Source organism: Bradyrhizobium sp. 521_C7_N1_3, assembly GCF_052075975.1.
GTDB classification, from domain to species: Bacteria; Pseudomonadota; Alphaproteobacteria; order Rhizobiales; family Xanthobacteraceae; genus Bradyrhizobium; species Bradyrhizobium japonicum.
Genome location: NZ_CP197232.1, coordinates 7,603,861 through 7,628,186, shown reverse-complemented (window position 1 = coordinate 7,628,186; position 24,326 = coordinate 7,603,861). Strand labels below are relative to the sequence as shown.

Sequence of the window (24,326 nt, the reverse complement as noted above, 5' to 3'; positions counted from 1 at the left end):
CGATGGTGCATATTCCATCCTTGTTCGATGTTGGTAGCGTCACCCATGCCGGACGGGTGCGGGAGCGGAACGAGGATTCATGTTTGGTACGAACCGACGTCGGCCTTTGGGCGGTCGCCGACGGTATGGGTGGTCACGAGGCCGGCGATCTCGCCAGTCGCATTGTAGTGCAGTCGCTTGACGCGATCGGCACGCCAGAATCAGCCGCAGACCTGCTAGCGGAATGCGAGGAGCGGCTGTTCAGCGCAAACCAGCAGATACTTGCGCTAAGTCATGAACGACAGGGGGCCACCGTCGGGACCACGGCGGCGGTTCTGCTCGTTCGCGATAGCTACTATGCCTGCATATGGGCGGGTGACAGCCGGGTCTACCTGATCAGTCGTGGCGCAATTAGCCAGGTGTCGCATGATCACAGCGAACTGGCGGAACTGATCGCCGAAGGTGCGCTGTCGCGCGAAGACGTGAATGATTGGCCGAGCAATGCCATTACTCGTGCCGTCGGTGTCGCCGATGATCCGGAATTTGAGGTGGTGACAGGCCCGGCCGAGCCGGAGGATATCTTCGTGATCTGCAGCGATGGCCTGACCAGGCACGTGCAGGACGACGAGATCCTGCAGCACGCAGCTACGCGACGCGCCCAGGCGGCTTGCGATGACATGCTCGCGCTGGCTCTTGATCGTGGCGGACTTGACAACGTGACGATTGTGATCGTGCGACTGCTGACGCCACGATCTCAGGAGGCGACAAGATCTCCACTCAATCGGGAGCCGCAACCATGACCCCGAACGATCCGTTCCGATCGTCCTATCACGGCGTGCCGCCCGGCACGCGTCTCAACGGCATTTACGAGATCGAAGCGGTGATCGGCGCGGGCGGCATGGGGGAGGTCTACAAATGCCGTGAGATCCAGACTGGATCGCCTGTTGCGGTGAAAATGCTGCTGCCCGACATGGTTGATAACGAGGCGGCGCTCGCGCTGTTCCGTCGAGAGGCCGCGGCACTCCACAATCTTCCGCATGACGCGATCGTTCGCTACTTCCTGTTTACCGTGGAGCCGGTGCTGCAGCGACCTTATCTCGCGATGGAATTCGTGAATGGCCGCTCGCTCTCGAACATGCTCGATGATGGGCCGTTGACCTTCGAGGCGCTGATCAGGCTGATGCAGCGCGTCGCATCGGGACTGGAGGCCGCTCATGAGCACGGCATCATCCATCGTGACGTTTCTCCGGACAACATCATCGTTCCGCTCGACGACGTCAGGCGGGCGAAGATCATCGACTTCGGCATCGCGCGGTCGACCCAGATGGGTGACAAGACCATCATCGGCTCGGGCTTCGCCGGCAAGGACAATTACGCATCGCCGGAGCAGGTTGGGTTGTACGGCAATGACGTGACTGCGAAATCCGATGTCTACAGCTTCGGTCTTGTGCTGTTCCATGCGCTGACCGGACAGAAACTCGACATGGGCGGCAGCCAGTTTCAACTGGTGGAGAAGCGCCGGCGTGTGCCCGATCTCGGTGCGGTCGATATGCGAATCCGGCCTTTGCTGGAGCGGATGCTGCAGCCTGATCCGGCATTGCGCCCGACCATGGGGGAGGTCGCCAGCTGGACGCCAACCGGTTCGGCCCAGACACCGGCCGCGCCGTTATATGGCTTCGATCCGCTACGGCGGCCGGAAAGCACGGCGCCGGCGTCGCAGGACAGGATGCCGTCGACCGCGCGGAACGCGCGCGGCCTCTGGCTCGGGGCGGGCGTGGCGGCGTTGTTGCTGCTGGTCGGCGGTGGCGGATATGCCTTCTACAAGCTGGTCTGGTCAGCGCCCGGCACCGCGGTCTTGCCGCCACCTCCGAAACTCGCTGGAACAATGGTGCCGCCGAAGGTCGAGCCCGCTGGACCACAGTCCGGACGCCAAGAGACAGAGAAATTGTCCGCGCAGCCGACGGCAACGCCGTCTCCGGCACTCGATGGGCCGGGGCGAGCTGAGCGCATCCGCAAATACGTGGCCCGATATTCTGGCGGTGACTGCTTCTTTGTCTTGCCGATTGCTGTGAGCCCAAATGCGGCTGTCATCGAAGGGTTCGGTTCCTCGACCGCCCCATTCGACACCTTCGATAAAGCGTTTCGGCGTGAGCAGGGTTTCGAAGCTTCGGTCGGCGTCAGGCAAGTGACCCAGGCGCAATGCCCAGCCGTCAAGTTCTTGAGTCAGGTCGGGAGCGATCAGGCCCGAATGCCACGCATCACCCTGTCAGCGACAGAGTTGAAGGGCGGTGAAACCCTCAATGGGACCATTGAGAACTTTGCCAACCGCGTGGTGGAGCTGCTCATGGTGTCGGATCGCGGCGAAGTCCAGAGCCTCTCTTACCTTCTGAAGCCGGGCATCGACTCACTTTCGTTTACGCTCCCGACAGCGCGCGCGAGCGGTCCGCAACTGCTGTTGGTCGTGGCGGTTCCGCAGGTTCTGGACTCATTGCGCCAGCCGCGACCGATGGCTGCCGACACGTTCTTTCTGCAGGCGCTAAGCGAGGCTCAGCGCAACAAGGTGACCGTCATCGCGGCCGCGCGCTATGTGCTGCTCACCAATTGACCGGCACGCTCAGAATGTTCCGATCACCAGGATTTTCAGGTTGGCATCGGGCTTGAGGTCGCTTGCCGTATATTCAAGCATGTTTCCGGCAGCAGACGACGCCTTTAGCCGCCCAGGACAGAAGCTCACCAAACGGTCGCTGCCGCCTGGGTCGATAGTCAGTTTGAATGAACGGATCGGCCCGGCCCAATTCGCGCCGGTCTTGAGCACATACGATATGCGCCGCTCCTGCAGCTTCGCGCTGTTGGTCTGGTTACTGCCCGCGCGCTTGTCGAGTTCGGCGAGGAATGTATCCTGGACGCAGTATTCTTTCCGGTAACGGGCGACTTCCTGAGCGAGTGCGCCGCTGCGGCGCAGGCTCGAGCGCAGGATGGTGTCGGGACTGGAGCCGACGCTCGGCCGGTACTGGTGTTCGACCAAGACGGTGCGCGTGGGCGGAAACACCTGCTGGCGCACAGCCGAGGTCTTGACAACCCAGCCCGGCGCATATTGCTGCCGACCGTTATCGCTCATTCCGGCAGGTATCAGAAGTCCGTCATCCACGAGCCGGGCCCGGGTCGCCTCGGGCAGGTCGGTCACCCGGATCTCGCGGCTACCAATCGGCAGCAGCGGCAACTTGAGTTCGCGGAGCAGGGCACTGACATCCTTGTTGCCGACCATGGCGCGCTGATCGACGGTCAGCGGCGCCGGGCTGCCATCGACCTTGGTCTCGAAGTCGACGAAGTTGATCGGATCACTTGACGGCAGTGCGATGTTCTCAGCCTCCGACAGGTCGATGTCGGGCAGCGGAAAGGCAACAGTAAGCGTGACCGGCTTGGCGGTGACGTTGGCAAATTGGTAGCGAACGCTAACCCTGTCGAGCGCGATACGAAGGCTCTCGCTCTCCATGGCCACGTCATTGGTGCGCACGAACTGGAGCCCGCCGATCGACAATTCCGCGGCCGAGTCGTTGGCGCGTGCCGGCCAGCCCGTCGCACCCAGCAGCGCGACCATCAAGGCCCCTATCCAGAACGATGGTCGGGGGGAGGGTCCGCTCGGCAAGCTCGTCTCGATGTGGCGTCGCAGCATGTGCTGGTTCCATCCGATGCGGGTCAATCGATCGGCTGATAAAGATCGCCCCACTCGGACTTCCAGACCCCGTCTGGATCGCACACTACGAGTGCGAGCTTTACGTCGTTTGCCAGTCGGATCGCGCCGCGAAAAGCATCCTGAGCCGGCAACTGCGCGCTGACCTGGTCGGTGGTCAGCCGTCCCCCGCTCGCGGCGGCCGGCAGCACGATCGATCCGGAGATGCCGTCATTGTCGCGTTTCAGGACAAGCGTGATCGCGTCGGGCTGGACTTCGCTCACCTGCTCAAATCTATTCCGGGCCATGTTTTGCACCGCAAGCTGAAGACATTTCGGACTATCACCGTCCAGTGATAGATTGAACGTGATTGAGATTGCTCACCACTAATTGACGCGCCGCATCAACGGCATCTCGGATTAGTCGATCCGACGCGGCGATCGGTTCGGGGTACATTGAGGCGAACATGCTTCGTCCAAATCATTGGATCTTGGTCTTCATCGTTGGCGCTGGCATTCTTGGAACCAAGGCGTACGCCGACGATACCGTTGTGCGCAGCTTTGCCGGCGGTTCGGCTGCTTCCATGGTCGGCATCGTCCCGGCCAGCGAGGACGTGGAACTCGCGGGACCGCAAGCACTCAGCGCCGACGGGCAGGGCAACCTGTTTGTGCTCGATCAGATCAACGGTCGCATCCTCCAGTTTGATCCGAAACAGCCAAGCTCAGATCCTGACGTCCTGAAGATGCCGAAGGACGTGCAGCCGACCGATCTCGTCGTCCACAACGACGACATCATGGTTTGGGACGGCGGCGTACGGACGCTGAAGGCGGCGCCGGGGCAATCCACGCGCGGTCTCGGCGGTGATGTGATCCAGCTTGAAGAGGTATCGAGCCGCGGCGCGGACGATCAGGTCGCCGTCTCCGCTTTTGCCCAGATGGGATCACAGGCGCCGGGCAGCGCGGCCGACCTGCTCGACCAGAATACCCGCGCGGCGATCGTCAAGACGACGCGGCAGCCCGACCGGCAATATGTGGCTTCTCGAAGCAAGGGCTCGGTGATCGCCGACATCATTCCGGACAAGGGTAATGCCAGCGTACGGGTCGAAATCCAGACCATGGTCACCAACGAGACGATCGGCCAGCTCGGCCTGCGGGTGCGCAACCAGCTCGGCACGGTGGAGTTTCTCGAGATCGACAACAGTGACCGCTTCTACGTCCTGGCCGAGGACGTTCCGCCATCGGGAAAGAACGCCTCCACGTTCGTGGCACGCTATGCCGCGAACGGGCGTCTCGAGGGAATCTATGAGCTTCCCTTGGAAAACACGCCGCTGACCCGGCGGTTTGTAACGGTTTCGGGCGATGGCGATGTCTATTTCCTGCGGACCAAACCGGAAGGTATTGAAGTGGTCGGCGTGGGCTTCAGGCCTCTGACCAACGCTTCGATTATCGACGTGCGGCCATCGCGAACGGCAGCCGCGCCGGCATCGCAATCCGACGTCAAGTTCGACGCGTCGGCCGCCGTGAGACCGTCCAATCGCCAGCAGGCCATCGAGACAGCGTTTGCGTTCGAGGGCATCCAGTGGAAGCTGACGCAGGCGAACTACGGCAACGATCCCGACAGCCAATGCAGCGGCTTCAGCCGTGTTCGTCGGCCGTGGTATCTGCAGGGAAAGGTGAACCAGGAGGTCCGCGGCGTACCCTATTGCTGGGGCTGCCATGGTTCGCTCGCGAACTTCCGGCAGCGGATCGAGAACGGAACGCTGGCTGGCAATGTGTGCACTCGCAATGCGCCACGGCCGGATGTGGCTGGCGTCGATTGTTCGGCATTCGTCAGCGCCGCGTGGGGGCTCTCCGTCCACTACACGACTGCCGCTATTCCCGCGATCGCAGCCCCCGTGACAAATCCCTGGGACCTGAGGCCCGGCGATGCGCTGAACAAGCCGGGTTCGCACGTGATGTTGTTCCTGCGGTTCACGCCTGATCGCAAGGCCGAGGTGATGGAATCCTCGACCGGCGGCTGCAATGGCCGCGTCTGCCGCAACGTCTACCCGTTGGCGAGCCTGCTTTCGCGCGGCTACGTTCCGGTCCGCTTTCGAGCCTTCGCGGACGATCAGACGGCAGTCTCAGCGAGCGCCTATCAGGAGACCGAACAATCGCCGGCGGGCCGCAAAACGGCAAGCAAAAGGCGCTGAACCCGGTGTGTCGCCAGAGCTACAAAATGGGTAGGCATGATGTCGAGGTGGATCACGATGCGGATGCCCAGAGGATTTGATTGCAGGATCACGCGGCTATGCGCCACCATCGGGCTCGCTGCGTTGATCGGGCTGATAACCCCGCACGCGCATGCGGCAGGAGGACTGTCGATCAGCAATCCGGACGGGGCGGCGGTGCGCGCGCTCGTGATCGGGGTCGATGATTACCAGCACGTGCGGAAATTGAAGGGCGCGGTCGCTGACGCCACTGACATCGTGACCAGCTTGAAAAGCATGGGGGTTGGCGACGTCGTCGTACTGACGAACGCCCAGGCCGACAGGGCAAGCGTCCTGCGCGAGATCAGTGCGCTGGTGGAGCGAACCAAGAACAACGACCTCATCTTTCTGTCGATCGCCGGTCACGGCACCCAGGAACCGGAGCGCGTCAAGGGCTCTGAGCCCGACGGAATGGAAAACGTGTTCCTGCTGCCAGGCTTTGAAACTACGCCAACCGGGTCGGTTGAACGTGTTCTAGGCAGTGAGTTCAACCATTTCATCCGGCAGTTCGAGCTGCGCGGGGCGAGGGTGATCTTCGTGGCTGATACCTGCCACGGCGGCGGTATGGTGCGCGATATCGATCCGCGTGCCGCTGAGATGAGCTTCCGGCAGGTCCCGCGCTACACGTTGCTGGTCGACGAACTGAAGCCGGTGTCGGACAGCAACGATCCGAAGTCAGAACTCGATCTTGACCACACGGCGTTCCTGGCTGCGGTGGACCGCTACACCAAGGCGCCGGAAGTCCGCATCCCTGGCATCGATGGCCTGCGCGGGGCTCTCAGCTATGCGGTCGCGCGCGCGGTGGAGGGGAGCGCGGATATCAATCACGATGGGAAGGTGACGCTCAAGGAACTCTTCAGCAATGTTCGACAGGTGGTCTATCAGCTCTCGGACCAGCGCCAGAACATCGTGACCATATCATCGCCGCCTCAGACGCCGGATACCGACGTCGCCTTCGAATTGACGCGCGGTGTCGTTCTGATTCAGGGGCCGGCCGCGAGAGCGGCCTCTGGGTCGGCCGGATCCGGGGCCATCGAGGGACAGGCGCCCGCGCCGCCGGCTGTCACGGCCAAGGCACCAACCGTTCCGACCCTTGCCGCGGCAGCGACCAAGGAACTTCCGGCCGGCGACGCGCCGGGGCCTCTCCGCCTCGCTGCACCTATCCGGCTGGCGGCGCTCGACGGCAAGACGAGCTATTTTGCAAGCGTGAAGCCAAAGGATATTCCCGTGCAGGCGGTTCAACCGACGGACAATCCCGACCTGATCTGGGATCCCGTGTCGCACGATGTGATCGCGTGGGGCGACGTGGTCGCCTACGGGATCGACGTTGCAAACCTGCCGACAGTAGTCGACCGGACAGCGGCAATTCGTGAACTGAAACGCATTGCGACCCGGTCGCCGCAGATCATGCGCATCTGGCCAGACGATCGCCAACAACGTGCTGGCCAGACCGTCGAAGTTGATCTGTCTGATGTGGCGTCAAGAGCGGTGCTGCTGTTCAATGTGTCTGGCGATGGCACCATCCAATTGTTGTATCCGGTGGGTTCTGATGCGGCGCTGGCCCGATCGGCGAGTTTGCGCCTACCGCTCAGGGTCGGCGAGCCGTTCGGTGCGGAACAGATCGTTGCGGTGACTTCGCAGCAACGCATGGTCGATCTTGAGACAGCCCTAATGCAGTTCAACCGGCGTCGCGCTTCGGGGCAAGTGATCAAGAGTCTCGAGCGTTACTTGCCCGCAGACGCGCGAATCGCCTCGATCGGCTTCTTCAGTGCTCCCTGACTCTTAGGGGGAGCAGGCCATGCCGTCATCGCAGCCGATCCGCCAGGCGCGATCATGGCTCGCATTCCTGCTGCTACTGGCGGGTAGCGGAGCTGCGCCCGCAGCACCATTGCCGACGGCGTCGCTGCATGTCGGCACGACGTACGCACGTTGGCTTTGGCCTGTACAAGCGGTGCGCGGGCAGACCAATACCGCGAGTGTGTCGCTTCAGATCCGGCCGAGCCAAACCGTCAACGTCGGCGGCAAGGTCTCGTTCGGCGTCACGGCCAGGAAGACGGGATATCTCATTTTGGTCGACGTCGACGCGGAAGGGCGGATGTCCCAGATCTTTCCGACTCCCGAGTTATTGGCGCAGTCGAACGAGCGCGACATCAATCTCGTCAAGCCAGGTGTCGAATTTGTTGTTCCTGCCCCCGCGGCGCGACAGCGCGGTTTTGAATATGTCGTCGCACCGCCGACGGGGTCCGCAGTGATGATCGCCATCCTGAGCGAGCGACGCGTGCAATTGCTCGATTTGCCGGACATGCCCCGCAAGCTGGAAGGTCAGGCCGACGCGTTGAGCTATCTATCGGCCTGGACCAGCGAGCTGCGCGTGCCGGACAACAACAGCGGAAAGCTCGTGACGAACAATTGGTCGTTCGACGTCAAATCTTATTCCATCAAGTGAGTCCTGTAGCGCTTGGGTTAAAGCTTGCTCAGTCGGCTGAAGAAGCCACCCCGGGCGATCATGTAATGAATGTCCTTTGGAAAGGGAAAAGCGCTGCGAACGTTGGAAATTGCGTGCTGGAGGAATTCCCCGCGCTGCGGCGCAGGCTTATGCCGCGGCTGGTCCGCGACCTGCGGTATCATGAAGCGATCCACGAAAGCCGGGTCAAGATCGTTGACCCTGACCATCTGGCCAAATGCCGGGAATAGGTCGTAATGACCCAAGCTTACCCTGAGGTTCTTGAGAGCAGGGCGCTGAGGTTGAGTTTGATTGCCATCGGTCGTCGCCAGCCCACGCCCGATCAGGTCCAGCTTCACCGACTGCGGGAGAGTTGATGGACCATACACGATCTCGAGCGCCCGGCCGCTCTGTCCGGACAGCCATTGGTACCAGAAGGTCGCATCGTCGGGCCGCGCATTGGCACCGTAGAGGCAGTCAAATCCCCAACAGGCCGTCAGCTTGCCCTGATACTTTCCAAGGCTCCCGACGAGATTGCGCATGCCGTTACCGCCGCCGGAGTGGCATGCGATGATGAGCTTGCCGATCTGGAGCTGTGGAATGGACGTCGAGGAGAGACCCAGGAACCTGGCAAGAGCTCCAAGGATCTCCTCGAGATAGCGTTCGCCCCAGTTCGCGGTTGCCAGGTCAGACACGCTGTAGTTTCCGGCAAAGGTGTCGCCAACGGCATATTCGTAGCCCAGGAACGGCGCGATAAGCACTACGTCCTTGCCGGAATCCCGGACCTGTTCGCGCAGCCGCGCTGGATCGCTGTGGAAGAGGAATTCATGATTTTTGACATAGAAGCCGTGAAGCCAGATCACGACGTCGAACTTGGTGGCAGATGTTGGGTGCTTTGGCGGAAGATAAACCGCCGTCGGCTTCATGCCGGGTGCCTGCTGCTTCGTGAAGAGCGTCACCCCGGGAAAGGCGTTGGCGTCCTTTTGCTCAAGCTCACACGCAACCACGCAGGTCGCTCCACTTCGGCCAATCCAGGCACGGACCCGGCTGACCTGGTATTAAGCTCTGCTGCCCGTCACACACCTTCTCAGCACCAAGATCCGCGCGGCCTCCTGGCCTTCCATGACGCCGTGGCAGCCTTGGTGACAGCCTTGCGCGTTGCTAGCGGCAGGACTCGACATTACCCACGTTGCCCCCGGGGCCGCCGCCGCCACGGTATTCGAGGTGGCAGCCGCTTCTAACCTGACGGCACAGGGATTGATCACAAACGATCTGACCACTGCCGCCGCCGCTGTTCTTCGCAGTTGCTTGCCGCCGCGGAACGTCGGCTGTTGGCTCCGGTCTCTCGCGGGCCGAACGATCCGCACGTGACGGACGTTCGTCCGTGTTGCGCTTTGCAACCGGTTTCTTTCCGCGTCGTTTCTCGCATTCATTGTCGTCGTTGAGGAACGAGCCCTCGGCACAGGTGATCCTGCTGCACTGGTCACCGTCAGCCTTGTAGCCATGATCACAGATCAGGGGACAGACCCGGGACGGCTTGAGCTTGATTGCGTCAAGCGCGTCGAGACTTGCGAGCTTGGCGTCGAATTTGGTTCCCGCGTGCTGGTTGAAGAGAGCCAACGAGCGCTGGGAGGTCGCATTCCATTGGCCATTGACGGCGCCGGTGAAGCAGCCGACGCGGCTCAATTCGCCTTGCAAGGACTTGGCGATATCTACGGGCTTGGCGATATCGGCCTTTGTGACATCGGTCTGGCGCGGCTCGTCGCCCAGCGCGGCAAGCTTGGGCGTCTTGCTGTCCTCAGCGGGCGCAGCGGCCGCAGGGTTATCCGCGACGGTACTCTCAACCGCCGGCTTATTCCCGGAGAGTGCAGCGACGATCGTCGATTCGGATGAAATACGTTTCCGTTCCGCCTCGGCGGCCTGCTCCTGCGCCGCTTGCTTCGTCTTCTCGGCCGCAATCCGGGCCTCTTCCGCAGCCTTCAGATCCGCGGCCGCCTTCTCCTGGTCGGCACGCTGGGCGCCCTGGGACATCAGGCGAGCTCGCTGCTGCTCGGCCTCCTGCGCTTTCGCCGTGGCCGCGACGCGTGCGTCCTCGGCGTCGAGCTGATTGAGCTGCAGCTTGGCCAGATTTGAGTAGTATCCGTCCGGGTGTTGGGTCAGGAACGCGTTCAGAGCAGGCTTGTTGCGGAGCTGCAAGGCCAATTCGTAATCACGACGAATTTCCGACTGGGCGTTGGCTGCCTGTATCGGCTCCTCGGCCTTGGTAGCCGGAACAAGCGCAACGTCTTCGCCGCCGAGCGAGCCGTAGACATAGGGCTCCTGTCGGTTGCCCGTGGCTTGCAAGACATCGTCGCGGACGAAGCCGAAAGCCCTTCGCAAGTCGAGCCCCGGCTTTGCGATGTACTTCACGAGGGCCGTCGCGTACGGACTATTCTGGCTGTTGCCATCGAGTGCGGTCAGTCCCGCTTTCGCGGCAAACGCGATCAGCGTGTTGGAGACGGTGGGCTCGACCCTGGCCAGTCCGCGGCTGATCGATCGCGAGGCAACTGTACGTTTCATCGAGTCGGCAAACGGATTGTTGCGACACGCGTCGACGATCACCACGCGTAGTTGCCTCGCAGGCTCAATCGCCAGCAGGACGCGGTCGAGCGAGAATGCTTCGTCATAGATGTCGGTGTCACGTTCGAGTCTGGCGTCGGTCGGGATCAGATAGTTTGTCCCGTCGATCTCGATACCGTGGCCAGCGTAGTACACCAGGGCTATGTCGGCATTGCGGGCCTGATCGGCGAATTCTCTCAAGGCCCGCCGCATATCCGTCGCGGCGAGGTTAAGTCTTGAGTCAACCACATCGAAACCTGCTCCCTTCAAGGTCGCGGCGATAGCCGCAGCGTCGTTGGCCGGGTTTGGGAGCAGAGGGGCGTTCTGATAGTTGGCATTGCCGACCACCAAAGCCACGCGCTTTGTCGCCCAGGCTGGCTGAGAGGCCAGGAACAGCGAAGCGGCGAGAAGAAGCAAAACTCGAAGGTGCCTGTACACTCTCATGGCGAACACTCAACCTATGCCCGTAGAATGGCGACGTTGCGAAGACGGCCGCGTGAGAAATAACTCCCGAATTCGTACGCTCCTGGCGGCTGCCTATCCGCATACAGTACCAATCTCGAGCCCGATCCATTCCTATCTGTTGTTTCGAAATGCGGACGCGTTCAAAAGGCATGGAAGATATTGCGCCGGGCGTTGTGCGCCGATTCATGTGGATGGTAGGCGCCCGCCAGTGCTTTGCTGAGGGCGCGATCGCAATGTAAGACATTGATATAAAACAGCTATCTTTCTTGGGGCTGCTCGTGGCAGCGCAGCACAAGGCCTCTGGCGTAGTTCAAACTTGAGTTCCGCTGAGCCGCACATCGAGGAGACGTGAAGCGCGGTGTCAGGCGTGCGGATCAATCGTTCTGGCCGAGAGCTCCCGCCCGGCCTGATGAGCTCGCCGCCCGAGTCCCGCGGGGATCAGACTTGCAGGGATTAGAAAAGGCGTTGCAGCGGCATAGACGTCATATTCAGGGAAGGCCAGTCTTAGAATCCGCTCTTCGTTGATCATTCGTCGGCACTGAATCATCGCAACCACGATGGCGATGAGCACGGCAAGTGGTGAAAGGACCTGAAGTGTGACACCGACTAACGCAATCCCCTCACATAGGTAGAGGGGATGCCGGACGACTCGATAAGGCCCTTCCGTCACAAGGCGCCTCGCCTCCGGTAGAATGCTGAAGGATTTGCCCAACCAGTGGAGTACCACGATAGAAAGCGAGATCCCCACCAGGATCAACGTCGTGGATAGAGCCGACCAGATCGGGCCGAGCTCAGCCTTCGGAAGAAAGGCGAGTGCGGCGGTCGGAAATGCACCCAGCAAGGCCGAGACCCGCATCTCAACGCCTTTCGACTTCATCGTCGGGACCAGCCGGGTCATGGTTGTCAGTGCAACGAGTCCGAGGAACAGGACGTTGGCAATACTGGCTGCGATCATCAGCAAGTTGTCCACGCTGCCCGACGGAAGGCGATGGATGCTGGCGGCGCCAATGAGAGCAGAGCCGCCATAGACGATCACGATGGCCACCCTGGAGGTCCAGTCCAGCCAGGGATTGACGCCGCCGGCGATCCGGTTCCTGGCTGTCTCCTCCTGGCCGACCTTCGCGTCAGTCACAGCAGTGATCTCGCTCGCTCAAAATCCGCCTCACTAAACGCCAGGCCCCTGGAGAGGTCAATCGGCTGGCCACATCTCCGAGCGCGGCCACACCAGCCAGTCCCATGCGGTTCCACATTCCGCGGACCTTCCGGATCTTCGAGTGGTCATTGAACCGAACCTGTCGTGGCGACACGAATGATAAAGCGCATAATTAAACAGTAGTACTGCCATGGGTTTGCACGGATTCGTGAATTTGCGCCGAATCTTGTTCCTTCTTCCTGTGCTGCTGCTCTTCTTCTGTCAGCCGGCATGGGCGGGGAATCGCGTCGCACTTGTCATCGGCAATTCTGCCTACAAAAACGCGGCGCCACTTTCGAATCCCGTCAATGACGCTGCGATTGTCGAGGCGACACTCAAGAACGCAGGTTTTGACGTTGTGCAAACCCGCCGGGATCTTCAGGCGATCGAGATGCGGCGAACGCTGCGCGATTTTGCCGATCAGGCTCGCGACGCAGATGTGGCCGTCATCTACTACGCCGGTCATGGTATGGAGATCGAAGGTACGAACTATCTGATCCCGGTCGACGCCACCCTCGAGCGCGATACGGATGTGTACGATGAGGCGTTTTCGCTCGATCGCGTCATGCTGGCCATTGAGCCGGCAAGGCAGCTGCGACTTGTGATCCTCGACGCTTGCCGCAACAATCCTTTCTCCGAAAAGATGAAACGGACGGTCGGCTCGCGGTCCATCAGCCGGGGCCTTGCCCGAATTGAGCCGGCGACGGCGAATACTCTGGTTGCCTTCGCCGCCAAGGCTGGCTCGACAGCATCGGACGGCAACAGCAAAAACAGTCCCTACGCTTCTGCATTGGTCAAATATATCGGGACTCCGGGGCTGGATTTGCGCAGAGTGTTCGGCTTCGTTCGCGACGACGTCATGAAAGCGACGGGCAATCGGCAGGAGCCGTATGTTTACGGCACGCTTGGCGGCGACGACGTGCCGCTGGTGCCCGCCAAGGAAACCGCCAAGGAACCCACCAGAGAACCAGCCAAGGAGGCCGCGAAGGAAGCTGCCCCATCGCCTACACTGCGATCCGAAATACGGCGCGACTACGAGCTCGCGCTGCAGGTTGGCAACAAGGACGCACTGAACTTCTTCATCGTCCAGTATCCGGATGGTTACTACGCAAGTCTCGCAAAGCTTCAGCTCGCCAAAATCGATGCGGAGGAGAAGCGTGCTGCTGCGGCCGAAAAGGCGCGTCAGGCCGAGCAGGAGCAGGCGCGGCTCGTCAACGAGGGCGCACAACAGATGCAACTTGCCAAGGCTGCGTCGGATCTGAAGGCAGCGCAGGAAGCTCGGGCCGCCGCCGAGGCCGCCAAGGAAACCGCGCAGCATCAGGCCGCTCAAGCCGAACAAAGGCGTGTCGCGGCTGAAACAGCAGCTGCCGCGAAGAATGCTGCACCGTCAGCAACAGGGCAACCGCAAGAGGCGAAGGCAAACACGGACACAAAAGTGTCAGCGCTCCCCAATCCACAGGCTCCCGTGCCGCCACCTTCGCCAGCCGAGCTGGCAAAATCAGTGCAAACCGAATTGCGCCGGGTCGGCTGCCTCACGGGATCGGCCAGTGGGGAGTGGGATGCGGCGTCGCGGCGCTCGCTTGAGCTGTTCAATCAAAGTGCCGGCACCAAGTTCGATACCAAGACCGCGAGCGCCGATGCGCTCGATGCGATCAGGCTCAAGCCGGCGCGGGTTTGCCCTTTGATTTGCGGATCCGGCCTCAAGCGTGATGGCGATCGCTGTGTCAAGATTACCTGCGCTGCGGGTTACTTTCTGAATGGCGACGATGAATGCGAGAAGCGCAAGGTCCGTCAGGCCCCTTCCGCAAGACTTGAACGTAGGGAGAGGGAGGCTGCTCCTGCAAGACCCGCAAGACCCGAGGCCAGCGCAAGCAACAAGCCGGAAGGCGGCGGAATGCCATTCATGTTCTTCCTGCCCTGAAGATTTCAGCCGATACAGTGTAGAGCCGTGCTCAAGCATGCCGTTCGAGTCTGCATCGGCCGTTCTGAGCGCAAGCCCGGCTCCAGACTTTCCTTGCGGAGACTCCCGGGTCTTCGCGACGCATTTTCGAGCTGGATTGGCCGACCCGTGCGCCAGGCCCACATGCTCGTCTGACCCGATTCACGTTCAGTCGACGAGGCGGGCGAAACGAGGCTCGTTAGTCGCCGTTAAGGGTCAAACAAACCGCTCACGCGATTGCTGCCGCGAAAGCGCATAGGAAGGCGAAGTGCACATATGTGGTTGCCCTCTGCGCGGCAGCTGTTGCCGTAGCTGAGGACCGGACAGTGTCTTTCCGGCTGTGACCCATCGTCGAAAGACGGCGCAGCGAGATACGATCGCAATTTCGAAATTCGGAGGAGCTGATGCCCATTCCGTTGAGGATTTACATCACGCCATTTGCCGACAGGGGAGTCGTTGAGCCCGGGCAATGGAGCAGCGACACGGCCAAGAAGGCGCTCGACGTGGTTAATACAATCTGGTCAAAGGCCAAGATCGCGTTCGTGATCAGCGATTTCTTGATGGAGAAGCCGCTCGACATGGCGAAGAGCGCGCGCAGCAATGATCAGCGATTGCTGGGTGTTCTTGCCTCTCGGCATGATCCGGACAATGCCATCCACATCTACCTCGTCAATTCGATTGAAAATCTATCCGCCGGCGGAAGTTCATACCCCAATAGCGAACCCGAGCCGGCAAGCTTCGTCCAGTGGTATGGCAATGACCACGCCAATGGACGCGCCTGGGCTCACGAGCTTGGCCATCTGATGAGCCTCGATCACGTCGAGATCGACTATTCCAATGAGAAGCAGGCGGCGCAACGCGTCAAGAACCTCATGACGAAAGGATTGAGCGCCGGCTCCGACTTGACTGGCCAGCAGATCGATGCAGCCAAGGGCTCAAAGCTGGTCAAGCGATTTGGCGGATAAGTCGTCGGCCGACCGCCGAAGTCGCCATCGCCGTCGTCCTGCAGATCGCGTGTCCGAAGCGGGGGAACGTTCTCTTCGCGTGGCGACCAGCGCAGTCTGAAGATGGGATTTAATCTCATGTATTCTCACGCGCGAGGCGTTTGACCGAGCGCTGAGTGGTGGTGCCTCCTTGATGTCGACGAGTTCGCCAGTTTTGCTCGGTGCGGTTGCAGACGGTCCAAGAGCGGACCAAATCGGTCATGATTGCTGTCACGATTGGCCTTTTGCGGTCATCTCGGCATGAGTCTGGAGCCCGATCTAATCCGCCCATCCAGGCATGGGCCGGACAACGGCGCGCGCTTAATGGGCGCTTAATGCTTTTGCGCAACAGATAGATCACCAGCGCGGAATTAGTCCTAGGTACAAATGCAAACCGAGCTCCCGAGGAGGGGAATCGGATGGGACTGCTTTTTGTCGGAGTGCTGGCAGGAGTCCTGATCGGCTTTGGCTGGTTCGCGCCTTCCCGAGGGTATTTCCTCGGGTGCGCGTCACGACCCTGTTTCGACAGGATCGCTATGGCCCGCCCCACGGAGCCAATGCCGACGGCATTGGCGCCAGATCCTGCGGTCGTCAAATCGAATTCCGCAACGCCGGCAAGGTCCGGCAAAAAGCCATCTCCGAAGAAACGCGGATCGACCGCCCTTGCCAAAGCGGCGTCCCCGCGAACGGTGATCAGCGTCCCGGCATCCGAACGGCCCGCGGAAATGTCGGATCCCGCTCTGGACAAGGCGAAAGTTGCGATCGCGACGCAGATGGGGCATCCGGAAGCGGTCGAACTCAGCGACGTCAAGCGCGCAATGCGAAAGAACATGTTTGGACGTAGCGTCGATACGATTTGCGGGCGCGTGAAAGGAAGAAGCGCGTCAAGCGGCGAGGCTGGAGAGAGGCCGTTTCTGTATCTCGTGAAGGAGGATGAAGCATATGTCGTCGACGGCAAGTCAGGGTCGGCGGCGTCAACGGCGTATCGAAATATCTGCAATTAGGGATGCGTCGACTGCGCCACCGCGCGGTACATGCCCAAATGATTTGAGCGGAAAGAATTTCCCCCCAGGTGTCGAGTGATCCCGCAGTGGATACGGCACTAACGCGGCACTGCGCCGCTCTCGTGATGATGCATTCAGGATGAATGCATCAGCAGGGGAGACGCAATACGGAATGGGAATATCGCGGAAGTTCTTTTCATCTCGAGGACACCATGCACGACATAACCAACACTTCAAAACGGCTCAATGAATCGCTTCACTTGCCGGTTCTGGTGATCATCGAGCCGCTCCTGTTGCCTCGTACATGCATTCTGCACGTCCTCAGGCGGGAGTTGGACGAACTTGAGATCCTTGACATGGCATCGGTCCAAGGCCTGGACTGCACGTCAGCCCGCGATGTTCGTCTGGTGATGCTGAGTATCGCAAACAAGCCCATCGGCGATCCCTCGGTTGAGGACGATCTCGCCTTCGTTGCGGAGTGTTGTCCCAACGCCGCCACTGTGGTCCTGTCAAACCACGACGACGAGCCGACCGTGCAGGCCGCGATGCAGCGGGGCGTGCGCGGCTTCCTTTCCACCTCGCTACCGATCGAGATCGCCATAGCCGGCCTGCGCCTTGTTCTTGTCGGCGGCGCCTACAGGCCGTTGCCCGTGGCCGGGATGAACAGGATACCGGATTTCGAGCCGGCGGATGCGCGTGGGCTCGCGCCGGCATATCTGATGAACGATGGAGCCAGATTGGCTATCGACAGGAGCCTGACCGATCTCACGCCTCGTGAGCAACAGGTTCTGGCCGAACTGGAGCTCGGCCTGCCCAACAAGCTGATCGCCGCTAAATTGGGCCTCTCGGAAAGCACGGTCAAAATGCACATTCAGCATATCATGAGGAAATGTGCCGCGCACAATCGCACGGAAGCCGTGCTCCGCTGGCGCGGCCGGTTGCCCGCGCCAAGTCGCGATCACGACCCCGGCGCGGCTCTCATGCCGGAGACCTGAAACATGATCCGGACCCGGAAAGCGCGATAACGATCCATCCCGATCTCACCGCGCTTCAGTCCTCTCTGAATGCACCACGGAAGCTGTCGAGCAGGGGCCTGAGCGCGTAGAGAGCCACGGTGCCGCGTCCCGTCGTGATGAACACCTGAACCGGCATGCCGGGGACGATCTGGATGTCGTTCGCGACGATCTGCCCGTCGTCGATCCGGATCCTGGTCGCGTAGTATGGCTGGTCGGTACGCTTGTCGAGCAGCCGGTCTGCGGATACGTGCACGACGGTTCCCTTCAGGCGAGGTACGCGACGCTGATTGTACGGTACGAGCTGAACCTCGGCATTGAGGCCGGGATGAACCACATCGATGTCCTCGGGCCTCAGGCGCGCGGTCACGACGAGACGGTCTTGCCGGGGCACCAGGTCCATGAGCGGAGCGCCCGCTCCGATGACGCCGCCGGCCGTATGAATCCGCAGATCGGTTATCACGCCGTCCTCGGGCGCCTTGATCTCCGTTCGGGATAGCTGATCCCTGGCCGCAAGCAACCGCTCGCGGAGCTGGAATATCTGGTTCTGTGCTTCACGAAGCGACTGTGCGATCTCGTTCTGCCTCTCGCTCTCGAGCTTGAACAAGGTGGCCTGCTGTTCGCTGATGACCTGCCCGGCGCGGGCAATCTGCGCGGCGATCTCGCCGCGGCGGCCCTCAACATCGGCCAGCTCCCGCTGCAGGTTCAGAAGCCGCGGCCGCCGTTCGAGTCCCTTGTTGACGAGGGTCGCGACCATATCCAGTTCCTCCCGAACGATGTCGACCCGCTGCCCGGTGGCGGTTTCCTGAGCCTTGAGACCTTCGATCTCCTTCTCAACTTGACGTCTTCGTTCGCGAATGACCGCAAGCTGCGACTCGTGAACCTGCAGGCGTGCCTGAAAAATGAACTGCTGCGCCGACACCGCGGCGGCCGCCACCCCGCTCTGCCTGCTGTCCTGTTCCAGCGCGTCCGGGATTGCGATCCTCTCGAATCTCTGCTGCTCGGCTTGAAGCCGTGCGGCACGAGCAGCTGCATCCCAAAATTGGCCTTGGAGGCTTTGCATCTCCGAGCCGGCCCGGGTGTCGTCGAGCTCGATCAGCGTTTGGCCGCTGCGCACGATATCGCCATCCGAGACCAGGATCTTCCTGATGATACCGCCTTCCAAATGCTGAATCGTCTTGCGGCTCGATTCCGATTCCACCACGCCGGACGCGATCGCTGCGCTCTCGAGAGGCGCAAGGCTCGCCCATGTCCCAAGCCCCAGCATGAAGCAGAGCACCAGCAGATTGCCCGCGACGGTGATACCGCGAAGCCTTCCGCGCGGAGAGGTCGGCGTGGGCGTCGAACACCATGGAAATTCCAGAGGCTCGAAATCGTCGATTGCGGTCACCACGACGCCAGATCGCCGAGCGGGCGGGGGGCTCGCCGGCGCTCGCATGAGCTGGTCCCAGATCATGGGAAGTCTCGAGACGGCGGGAAGCTTCCGGATGGTGAGAGAATTCCAGGTCATGGCGCTATCTGCGAAGTAACCTGGGGTCGGCTCAGGTGTGTTTCAAAGATGTCTTCGCTGTCGCCGAACGCGGCGACCGCACCGCCCTCCATGATGGCAATCTTGTCCGTGGCGGCGAGGAGACCCATCCGATGAGTGACGACGACAAGGATGACGCCTGCGAGCTTCATGCGCTCGATGGCATCCAGGAGCATTCGCTCGCCCCCGTAGTCGAGGCTGGCGTTGGGTTCGTCGAGAACGACGAGGCGTGGACTGCCGAAAAAGGCTCGGGCAAGACCGAGGCGCTGCCGATACCCGCGCGAGAAGGTTGCTTCGCTCTGAACCACCGTGTCGTAACCCAGCGGCAGGCCCATGATCGCCCCATGGATACCGACGAGCTTGGCCGCTTCGATGACCTTCCGCCGGTCGGCATCTTCAAGGCGTGCGATGATGTCGTTGATCGTGTCGCCGAGCAGGTTGATGTCCTGGGGGAGATATCCGAGGCGGTCGCCGTTTCGGCCCTCGCGAAGCAGCGAGACGTCGGTATTGTCGAGGAGGACATGGCCATGCGTTGGCATCGACAGCCCGGCGATCACCTGGCCGAGCAAGGACTTGCCTGACCCTGACGGACCGATGATGCCAAGGCATTCTCCGGGCATGAGGCTGAACGAGACACCGTTCAGCAGAAGGCGGTTGGTCCCCGCAAGCCTCACGTCAACATTGTCGATCACGAGGCCGCTTCGCGCCTGTGGCGGAGAAACCTCCGCGTTCTGCTGCCGGGTGACGGGGAATGCGGCGAGAAGTGCGCCGAGCCGCTGACAGGCACTCACGGCCGCCACCAGTGATTTCCAGCCCGCGACCGCGCTTTCGACCGGCGCGAGCGCCCGGCTGAACATCAGTGTGGAAGCAAAGATGATTGCCGGACTCTTCCCGTGATCGAGGACGAGCCATGCAGCGGCCCCCATGATCAGGACCTGCGACAGCGCGCGAACCGGCTTGGTGGCCAGCGAAACGATCTCGCCTCGCCGGAGTGCCACATCGTGCTCTCTGCGGGCGTGCTGCGCGTCACGGTGGATCATGCGCGCAGCGCTATCGAGCATTCCCATGGCGCGGATCATGTGGATGTTGCTCGCTGCAGTCTGGAGCCGGCCGCAGCTTCTGGACAGCGCGGCGCCGGATCTGAGCAGAACGTCTTCCGTGACCAGCTCTCCGGCAACCGTGAGCGCGAACAGGAATGCGACGCAGCAGGCGCCTACCACGCCAAGCAGGGGATGGATCAGAAACAGCACAAGGAGGAACAAGGGCGCCCAGAGCGCGTCGAACAGCATCGGACATGCGCCGGACTCGACGAACTGGCGCAGCACGGTGAGATCCCGATATGCGCCCGACGCTTGCGTCCAATCGCTGCGAAGCGCCGATTCGAGGCCGGCCGAAAGCACGCAAGGACGAAGGCGATCGTCGAGCCAGGCGCCCAGGCGTCCAAGGACGGCGCGCCGCAATGCATCGAACACGCCGCCGACGACCACCGTGATCGCGACAATGAGCGTGAGCAGGAGCAACGTGTCGCCGCTCCGGCTCGACAACACCCTGTCATAGATTTGAAGAAGATAGATGGAGGGCGCGAACAGAAGCAGGTTGTAGCTGCAGCTATACGCGAATACGAGACCGAGCGGTCCCGCGCAGGACCGGAGGGCCGCGTGCAGTGGCGTCCCGATCTGCGGCAGGATAGGCAACCGAATGGGCGGCATCAGCATGATCGTCACCGCCTGAAATCGAGGTCCGGCGCACTTGGCCGATGGCCGACACAATCCGGCAACGGCATCGGTAGATCATTGGCGCGAAATCCAGGACCGACGGCCGGGGCCGCCGGTCCTGCCAGTCGGACGAGCGGCTGGTCAGAGCGTATCGAGATGGAAGGTCACTCCGCCACCCCATGCGAAGTTGCCGTCTCCGCCGTCGCCGCCGATGCCGGCCACAACTTCCTGGTGCTGGTCCACCATGACCTTGTTGATCTGGGTGGCATCCGTATTGGCGTAGACCTTGGAGGTATCGTAGCCGCTGTAGGATTTCTGGCTTCCGTTCGACTCGGCGTCTCCGCCATGGGCCTTCGAAAAATACGAGGCCTTGGCGTTTGCGCCGCCGGCATCCCAATCCGCCGTCTGTTTGACGTGATCGCCGGTGTTCACGTGCACGTCGGCACCTTCCGCCTTGTTGGTCGGATCGTAGTTGACAGTCGGCTTGCTGATGATGGCTCCCTTGAAAGTACCGTCGCCGCCATTTCCGGCACTTTGACCACCGGTGTCGATCGATTTGACTTTGATCGTATCCGAGATGTTGATTGCCTTTGGCATCATTTGAGGCCTCCGTCGTTTTGTTGGCTGTCGTGCAACATCCATCCCGATCAGGCGGACGCGCGCGGCAAGTCTGGTCCGCCCACGCGCGATGGCGATAGATGTCAAATCGGACACCATCCGGTTGGTCGGCCTATGTACGAAAGGATGACGTTCATCGCGCAGCATCGGGGCTCGAAACATCCGCGAGGGCGCGCAGGGCGAGCTTGCGTCGTGTTGACGCAGCTCGCGATCGAGCTTGTGCGAGCGGCGCGATATTTCGTTATCCCATCAGGTGAAGATCCGACAGAAGATGGGCGGAAAGATCGCCACCCAGTGCGAGATTGCCGTGGCCGCCGTCCCCGCCAACACCGGCGATCTGGACCGCACTCTGGTCGATGTGCACGTTGTTGACCTGATCGGCTACAGCCGTCGAATGGGGACCCGCGATTGCGATATTGATGGGTGCATAGATTGCGACGCTGACGTCGATCAGGCTGCCGGAAAAATAACCGTTGCCGCCATTGCCTGCGCTGTTCGAACCGGTCGCGATCGTATCGGAGCCGCCCCACAGATTATGGGAGAGCAGGCTTGCATGGCCGCCCGCCGCGGCGTTGGCGTTGCCGCCGTGCCCGCCAATGCCGGCGATCTGGATGATGGATTGATCTACGTAGGCGTCATTGGTCTGGACCGAATGAACGTTGGAACCATAGCCCGCGACTGCGATGTTGATCGGGTCGTACACTACAAACGAGGTATGGACGAGTTCACCGTAGAACACGCCGTCACCGCCATTGCCGGCCTGGCTTCCGCCCGTTTGAATGCCAAAGACGCCCCCTCCGTTGCTTGATCCCCAGGCGGGGTCGAGCGTCATGACGCTGCCGCCGGCGGCCACGTTGCCATGTCCGCCACTTCCGCCGACGCCCGCGATCTGAGTGGCCGACTGATCGATGTCCACCGTGTTCGATTGACTTGCATGCGCAGTACCGCCCGCGGCCGCTACCGCAATATTGATCGGATGATAGATCACCACGGGAGCGTCCACGATCGCGCCCGAGAAATAGCCGCTGCCGCCGTTTCCGGCGCCGTTGTCGCCGCTCGCGATCAGGCCGGCGCCCAGGGACGTACTGACGCTGCCTCCCGATGCAATGTTGTCATTGCCGCCATGGCCGCCGACGCCGGCCATCTGAATGGCGGATTGATCGACATTCAAATTGTTGGATTGGCTGGCCAGGGCGACCGAGCCGTATCCGACGCTCACCGAGATGTTGATCGGTTGATAGATCAACAGGGACGCGTGAATGATGCTTCCGTAGAAGTAGCCATCTCCGCCGTTCCCGGCCGTGTTGGCTCCGCTCTCGACCGTAGCAATGCCCGTCCCGGGATGTGATGCGCCTGAAGCGGGCGTGGTGGACGAAACATCCAGGCCCGCCGCGGCGTGGCCGCCCGTGTCGCCCACCGATGTGGGATGCTTGGATTGAATCGGGTCGGAGTCATTATGCTGGGTATTCGCGCTCGCGGGGTGCGCTCCAGGACCTGAAAATTGTCCCGCAGATTGACCTGCAAAATGACCTGCAGACGAGCCGGGACCATGGACCAGGGTGCCACCGCCGACTGCGTCAGCCACGAACGGGGCGCTCGGTGCAGGACCCGCTTCGTCGTCACCATCGTACCCATCGTGCCGATGAGAGGCGTGATGCAGCCGGATCCCATCCGACACCCGCGAAAAGTCCATCGTAGCCTCCCTCATCGCAATCGCTCCACGCAATCGGACGGGTTCTGCACTCCAGACAGAATGTCATCCCGGGAAGGTCGAAAGCCCAGTCGTCAGTTCGGATATAGCGCTTCGTCTGGCGGCCGTAGCATCGGCTACATCCGTTCGGGTAAAGCCCCTGATGTCCTGGTGGACCCGGCAGGACTCGAATCTGCAACCAGACCGTCATGAGCGGCAGGCTGGGAGCGCCATCGGCTGTACATTCGGCAGCGCGATTGCGTATCCCTGCTCTTCGGTGCTGTCGACCAGCCATGTCAGCACGTGGTTTGAATTGCGTTGTAAGTCGCGCACCGCTCAATCGCGAGCCGCCGCGCGCCCTGCCTCTTGGGAAGCAACCCAGCTTCGCAGACCATCGATCGTGCGAAACCCGTCGGCGGCGTAGCATCGGATCGATGGATGGAAGCCTTGCATCATCTCGGCAAGTGCGTGTCCTGGACCGAGGTCCAGGACTTGATCGACCCCGAGCTCTACGAGAGCCTCCAGCGTCGTCGCCCAGTCGATCGGGCGCGCGATCTGGCATGCGAGCTTTGCTGTCGCATCGGTCACGGAGAAGATGCGCTCGCCGCCATCCCCGGCGAGCAGGGTCCGCTGGTCTGCGACAGGAGTGCGTCTGCTGGTCGCAAGCGCCTGCTGCAAGGGCGTGCAGGCCGGTCCGAGACGCCTCGTATGCGAGGCGATCTTGACGGAGAGGAGACCGGCGCGGGCGGCGCCTTGTGTCGTCGCCTCCCGACAGAGGTCGACGATATTGCATTCCGCGCCTCCAACCACGACGAGAAGGTCGGGATTCCTGATTGCGATCTCGCAGTGATGCTTCTCGAGCAGGTGTTCGAGCGCGGTTCGTTCGAGCCCGCGGACATAGCCGAGCCGCCCATCCGGCCCCACCACGCCGTCCATCAATCGGGCGCGGATATCGGTCAATCGCAACGCTTCGGCGGCGGTCCATATTCCCGCAACGCACCAGGCCGCCATCTCAGGTCCGTTCCTGAGTGACGGCTTGATCGGTATCTGGGAGCTGTTAGGCCAATAGTCAGAAGCAAAACATACGCAACGGACCGTACTCCTGTTGCGGCGCTGAAAGCCGCCGGTCGCTGGGCTGAGCCATGTTGCGGGGCGTATGAATCTTGCCTGCGCTCGTCCGTGCGCCGAAAAGATACTACTCGAACCGCAACCTCCGAATAGAAACGAATGCGTCAAATGCG

Annotated in this window: 19 protein-coding genes; 9 read left to right on the top strand and 10 right to left on the bottom strand. The window is 61.6% G+C overall.

Annotation, left to right across the window (positions count from 1 at the left end):
- The first annotated feature begins 2 nt into the window (after positions 1-2).
- A complete protein-coding gene (locus tag AB7008_RS35955; RefSeq protein ID WP_441260323.1) occupies positions 3-779 on the top strand; it encodes a PP2C family protein-serine/threonine phosphatase in 777 nt (258 codons plus the stop codon).
- Positions 776-2,584 (top strand): serine/threonine-protein kinase, encoded by a 1,809-nt coding sequence (locus tag AB7008_RS35950; RefSeq protein ID WP_441260322.1) that lies wholly within the window; start codon positions 776-778, stop codon positions 2,582-2,584. The genes AB7008_RS35955 and AB7008_RS35950 overlap by 4 nt, the downstream gene beginning before the upstream one ends.
- 9 nt (positions 2,585-2,593) lie before the next feature.
- Here AB7008_RS35950 and AB7008_RS35945 read toward each other — a convergent pair whose 3' ends face one another.
- Together AB7008_RS35945 and AB7008_RS35940 are read right to left on the bottom strand one after the other, a co-directional pair.
- Positions 2,594-3,577, bottom strand: a complete 984-nt coding sequence (locus AB7008_RS35945) for a DUF4424 domain-containing protein (protein ID WP_441261267.1) — start codon at positions 3,575-3,577, stop codon at positions 2,594-2,596.
- Between the two features lie 98 nt (positions 3,578-3,675).
- Positions 3,676-3,957: a hypothetical protein gene (locus tag AB7008_RS35940; protein ID WP_028156828.1), complete on the bottom strand. Its 282-nt coding sequence runs from the start codon at positions 3,955-3,957 to the stop codon at positions 3,676-3,678.
- A gap of 158 nt (positions 3,958-4,115) precedes the next feature.
- Between AB7008_RS35940 and AB7008_RS35935 the strand changes: the two genes are divergently transcribed.
- The 3 genes from AB7008_RS35935 to AB7008_RS35925 are packed head-to-tail and all read left to right on the top strand — an operon-like array spanning position 4,116 to position 8,343.
- Positions 4,116-5,840 (top strand): hypothetical protein, encoded by a 1,725-nt coding sequence (locus AB7008_RS35935; protein WP_441260321.1) that lies wholly within the window; start codon positions 4,116-4,118, stop codon positions 5,838-5,840.
- A gap of 57 nt (positions 5,841-5,897) precedes the next feature.
- Complete coding sequence (locus AB7008_RS35930) at positions 5,898-7,676, top strand: caspase family protein (RefSeq protein WP_441260320.1); 1,779 nt, start codon at positions 5,898-5,900, stop codon at positions 7,674-7,676.
- A 19-nt stretch (positions 7,677-7,695) separates the two neighbouring features.
- A complete protein-coding gene (locus AB7008_RS35925; protein ID WP_304490854.1) occupies positions 7,696-8,343 on the top strand; it encodes a DUF4384 domain-containing protein in 648 nt (215 codons plus the stop codon).
- Positions 8,344-8,360: 17 nt separating this feature from the next.
- Here the strand turns inward: AB7008_RS35925 and AB7008_RS35920 are convergent, their stop codons facing one another.
- The 3 genes from AB7008_RS35920 to AB7008_RS35910 form a co-directional block, all read right to left on the bottom strand.
- Positions 8,361-9,347, bottom strand: a complete 987-nt coding sequence (locus tag AB7008_RS35920) for a hypothetical protein (RefSeq protein ID WP_441260319.1) — start codon at positions 9,345-9,347, stop codon at positions 8,361-8,363.
- 154 nt (positions 9,348-9,501) lie between these two features.
- Complete coding sequence (locus AB7008_RS35915; protein ID WP_439711266.1) at positions 9,502-11,382, bottom strand: caspase family protein; 1,881 nt, start codon at positions 11,380-11,382, stop codon at positions 9,502-9,504.
- A 382-nt stretch (positions 11,383-11,764) separates the two neighbouring features.
- Positions 11,765-12,535 (bottom strand): methyltransferase family protein, encoded by a 771-nt coding sequence (locus AB7008_RS35910; RefSeq protein WP_441260318.1) that lies wholly within the window; start codon positions 12,533-12,535, stop codon positions 11,765-11,767.
- 211 nt (positions 12,536-12,746) lie between these two features.
- On the opposite strand from AB7008_RS35910, the gene AB7008_RS35905 reads away from it, so the two are divergent.
- The 4 genes from AB7008_RS35905 to AB7008_RS35890 all read left to right on the top strand — a co-directional run bounded on the left by AB7008_RS35905 (position 12,747) and on the right by AB7008_RS35890 (position 17,516).
- Positions 12,747-14,516: a caspase family protein gene (locus AB7008_RS35905; RefSeq protein ID WP_304490852.1), complete on the top strand. Its 1,770-nt coding sequence runs from the start codon at positions 12,747-12,749 to the stop codon at positions 14,514-14,516.
- Positions 14,517-15,094: 578 nt separating this feature from the next.
- Positions 15,095-15,499, top strand: coding sequence for a hypothetical protein (locus AB7008_RS35900; RefSeq protein WP_248879144.1), 405 nt, complete (start codon positions 15,095-15,097; stop codon positions 15,497-15,499).
- A 437-nt stretch (positions 15,500-15,936) separates the two neighbouring features.
- Positions 15,937-16,521 carry a hypothetical protein gene (locus AB7008_RS35895; protein ID WP_304490851.1) on the top strand — a complete coding sequence of 195 codons (585 nt, stop codon included), beginning with the start codon at positions 15,937-15,939 and terminating at the stop codon, positions 16,519-16,521.
- A gap of 212 nt (positions 16,522-16,733) precedes the next feature.
- Positions 16,734-17,516, top strand: coding sequence for a response regulator transcription factor (locus AB7008_RS35890; RefSeq protein ID WP_304490850.1), 783 nt, complete (start codon positions 16,734-16,736; stop codon positions 17,514-17,516).
- 55 nt (positions 17,517-17,571) lie between these two features.
- Here the strand turns inward: AB7008_RS35890 and AB7008_RS35885 are convergent, their stop codons facing one another.
- The 5 genes from AB7008_RS35885 to AB7008_RS35865 all read right to left on the bottom strand — a co-directional run bounded on the left by AB7008_RS35885 (position 17,572) and on the right by AB7008_RS35865 (position 24,096).
- Positions 17,572-19,044: an HlyD family type I secretion periplasmic adaptor subunit gene (locus AB7008_RS35885; protein ID WP_028156818.1), complete on the bottom strand. Its 1,473-nt coding sequence runs from the start codon at positions 19,042-19,044 to the stop codon at positions 17,572-17,574.
- Entirely contained in the window at positions 19,041-20,777 is a 1,737-nt protein-coding gene (locus AB7008_RS35880; RefSeq protein WP_049826309.1) for a type I secretion system permease/ATPase, read from the bottom strand. Before AB7008_RS35880 ends, AB7008_RS35885 begins: the two co-directional genes overlap by 4 nt.
- Before the next feature lie 141 nt (positions 20,778-20,918).
- A complete protein-coding gene (locus AB7008_RS35875; RefSeq protein ID WP_248879138.1) occupies positions 20,919-21,542 on the bottom strand; it encodes a hypothetical protein in 624 nt (207 codons plus the stop codon).
- Between the two features lie 94 nt (positions 21,543-21,636).
- Positions 21,637-23,088 (bottom strand): hypothetical protein, encoded by a 1,452-nt coding sequence (locus AB7008_RS35870; RefSeq protein ID WP_441260317.1) that lies wholly within the window; start codon positions 23,086-23,088, stop codon positions 21,637-21,639.
- 333 nt (positions 23,089-23,421) lie between these two features.
- The gene (locus tag AB7008_RS35865; protein WP_304490848.1) at positions 23,422-24,096 is read right to left on the bottom strand and encodes a malonyl CoA-ACP transacylase; all 675 of its coding nucleotides are present in this window, start codon (positions 24,094-24,096) and stop codon (positions 23,422-23,424) included.
- Positions 24,097-24,326: the final 230 nt, after the last annotated feature.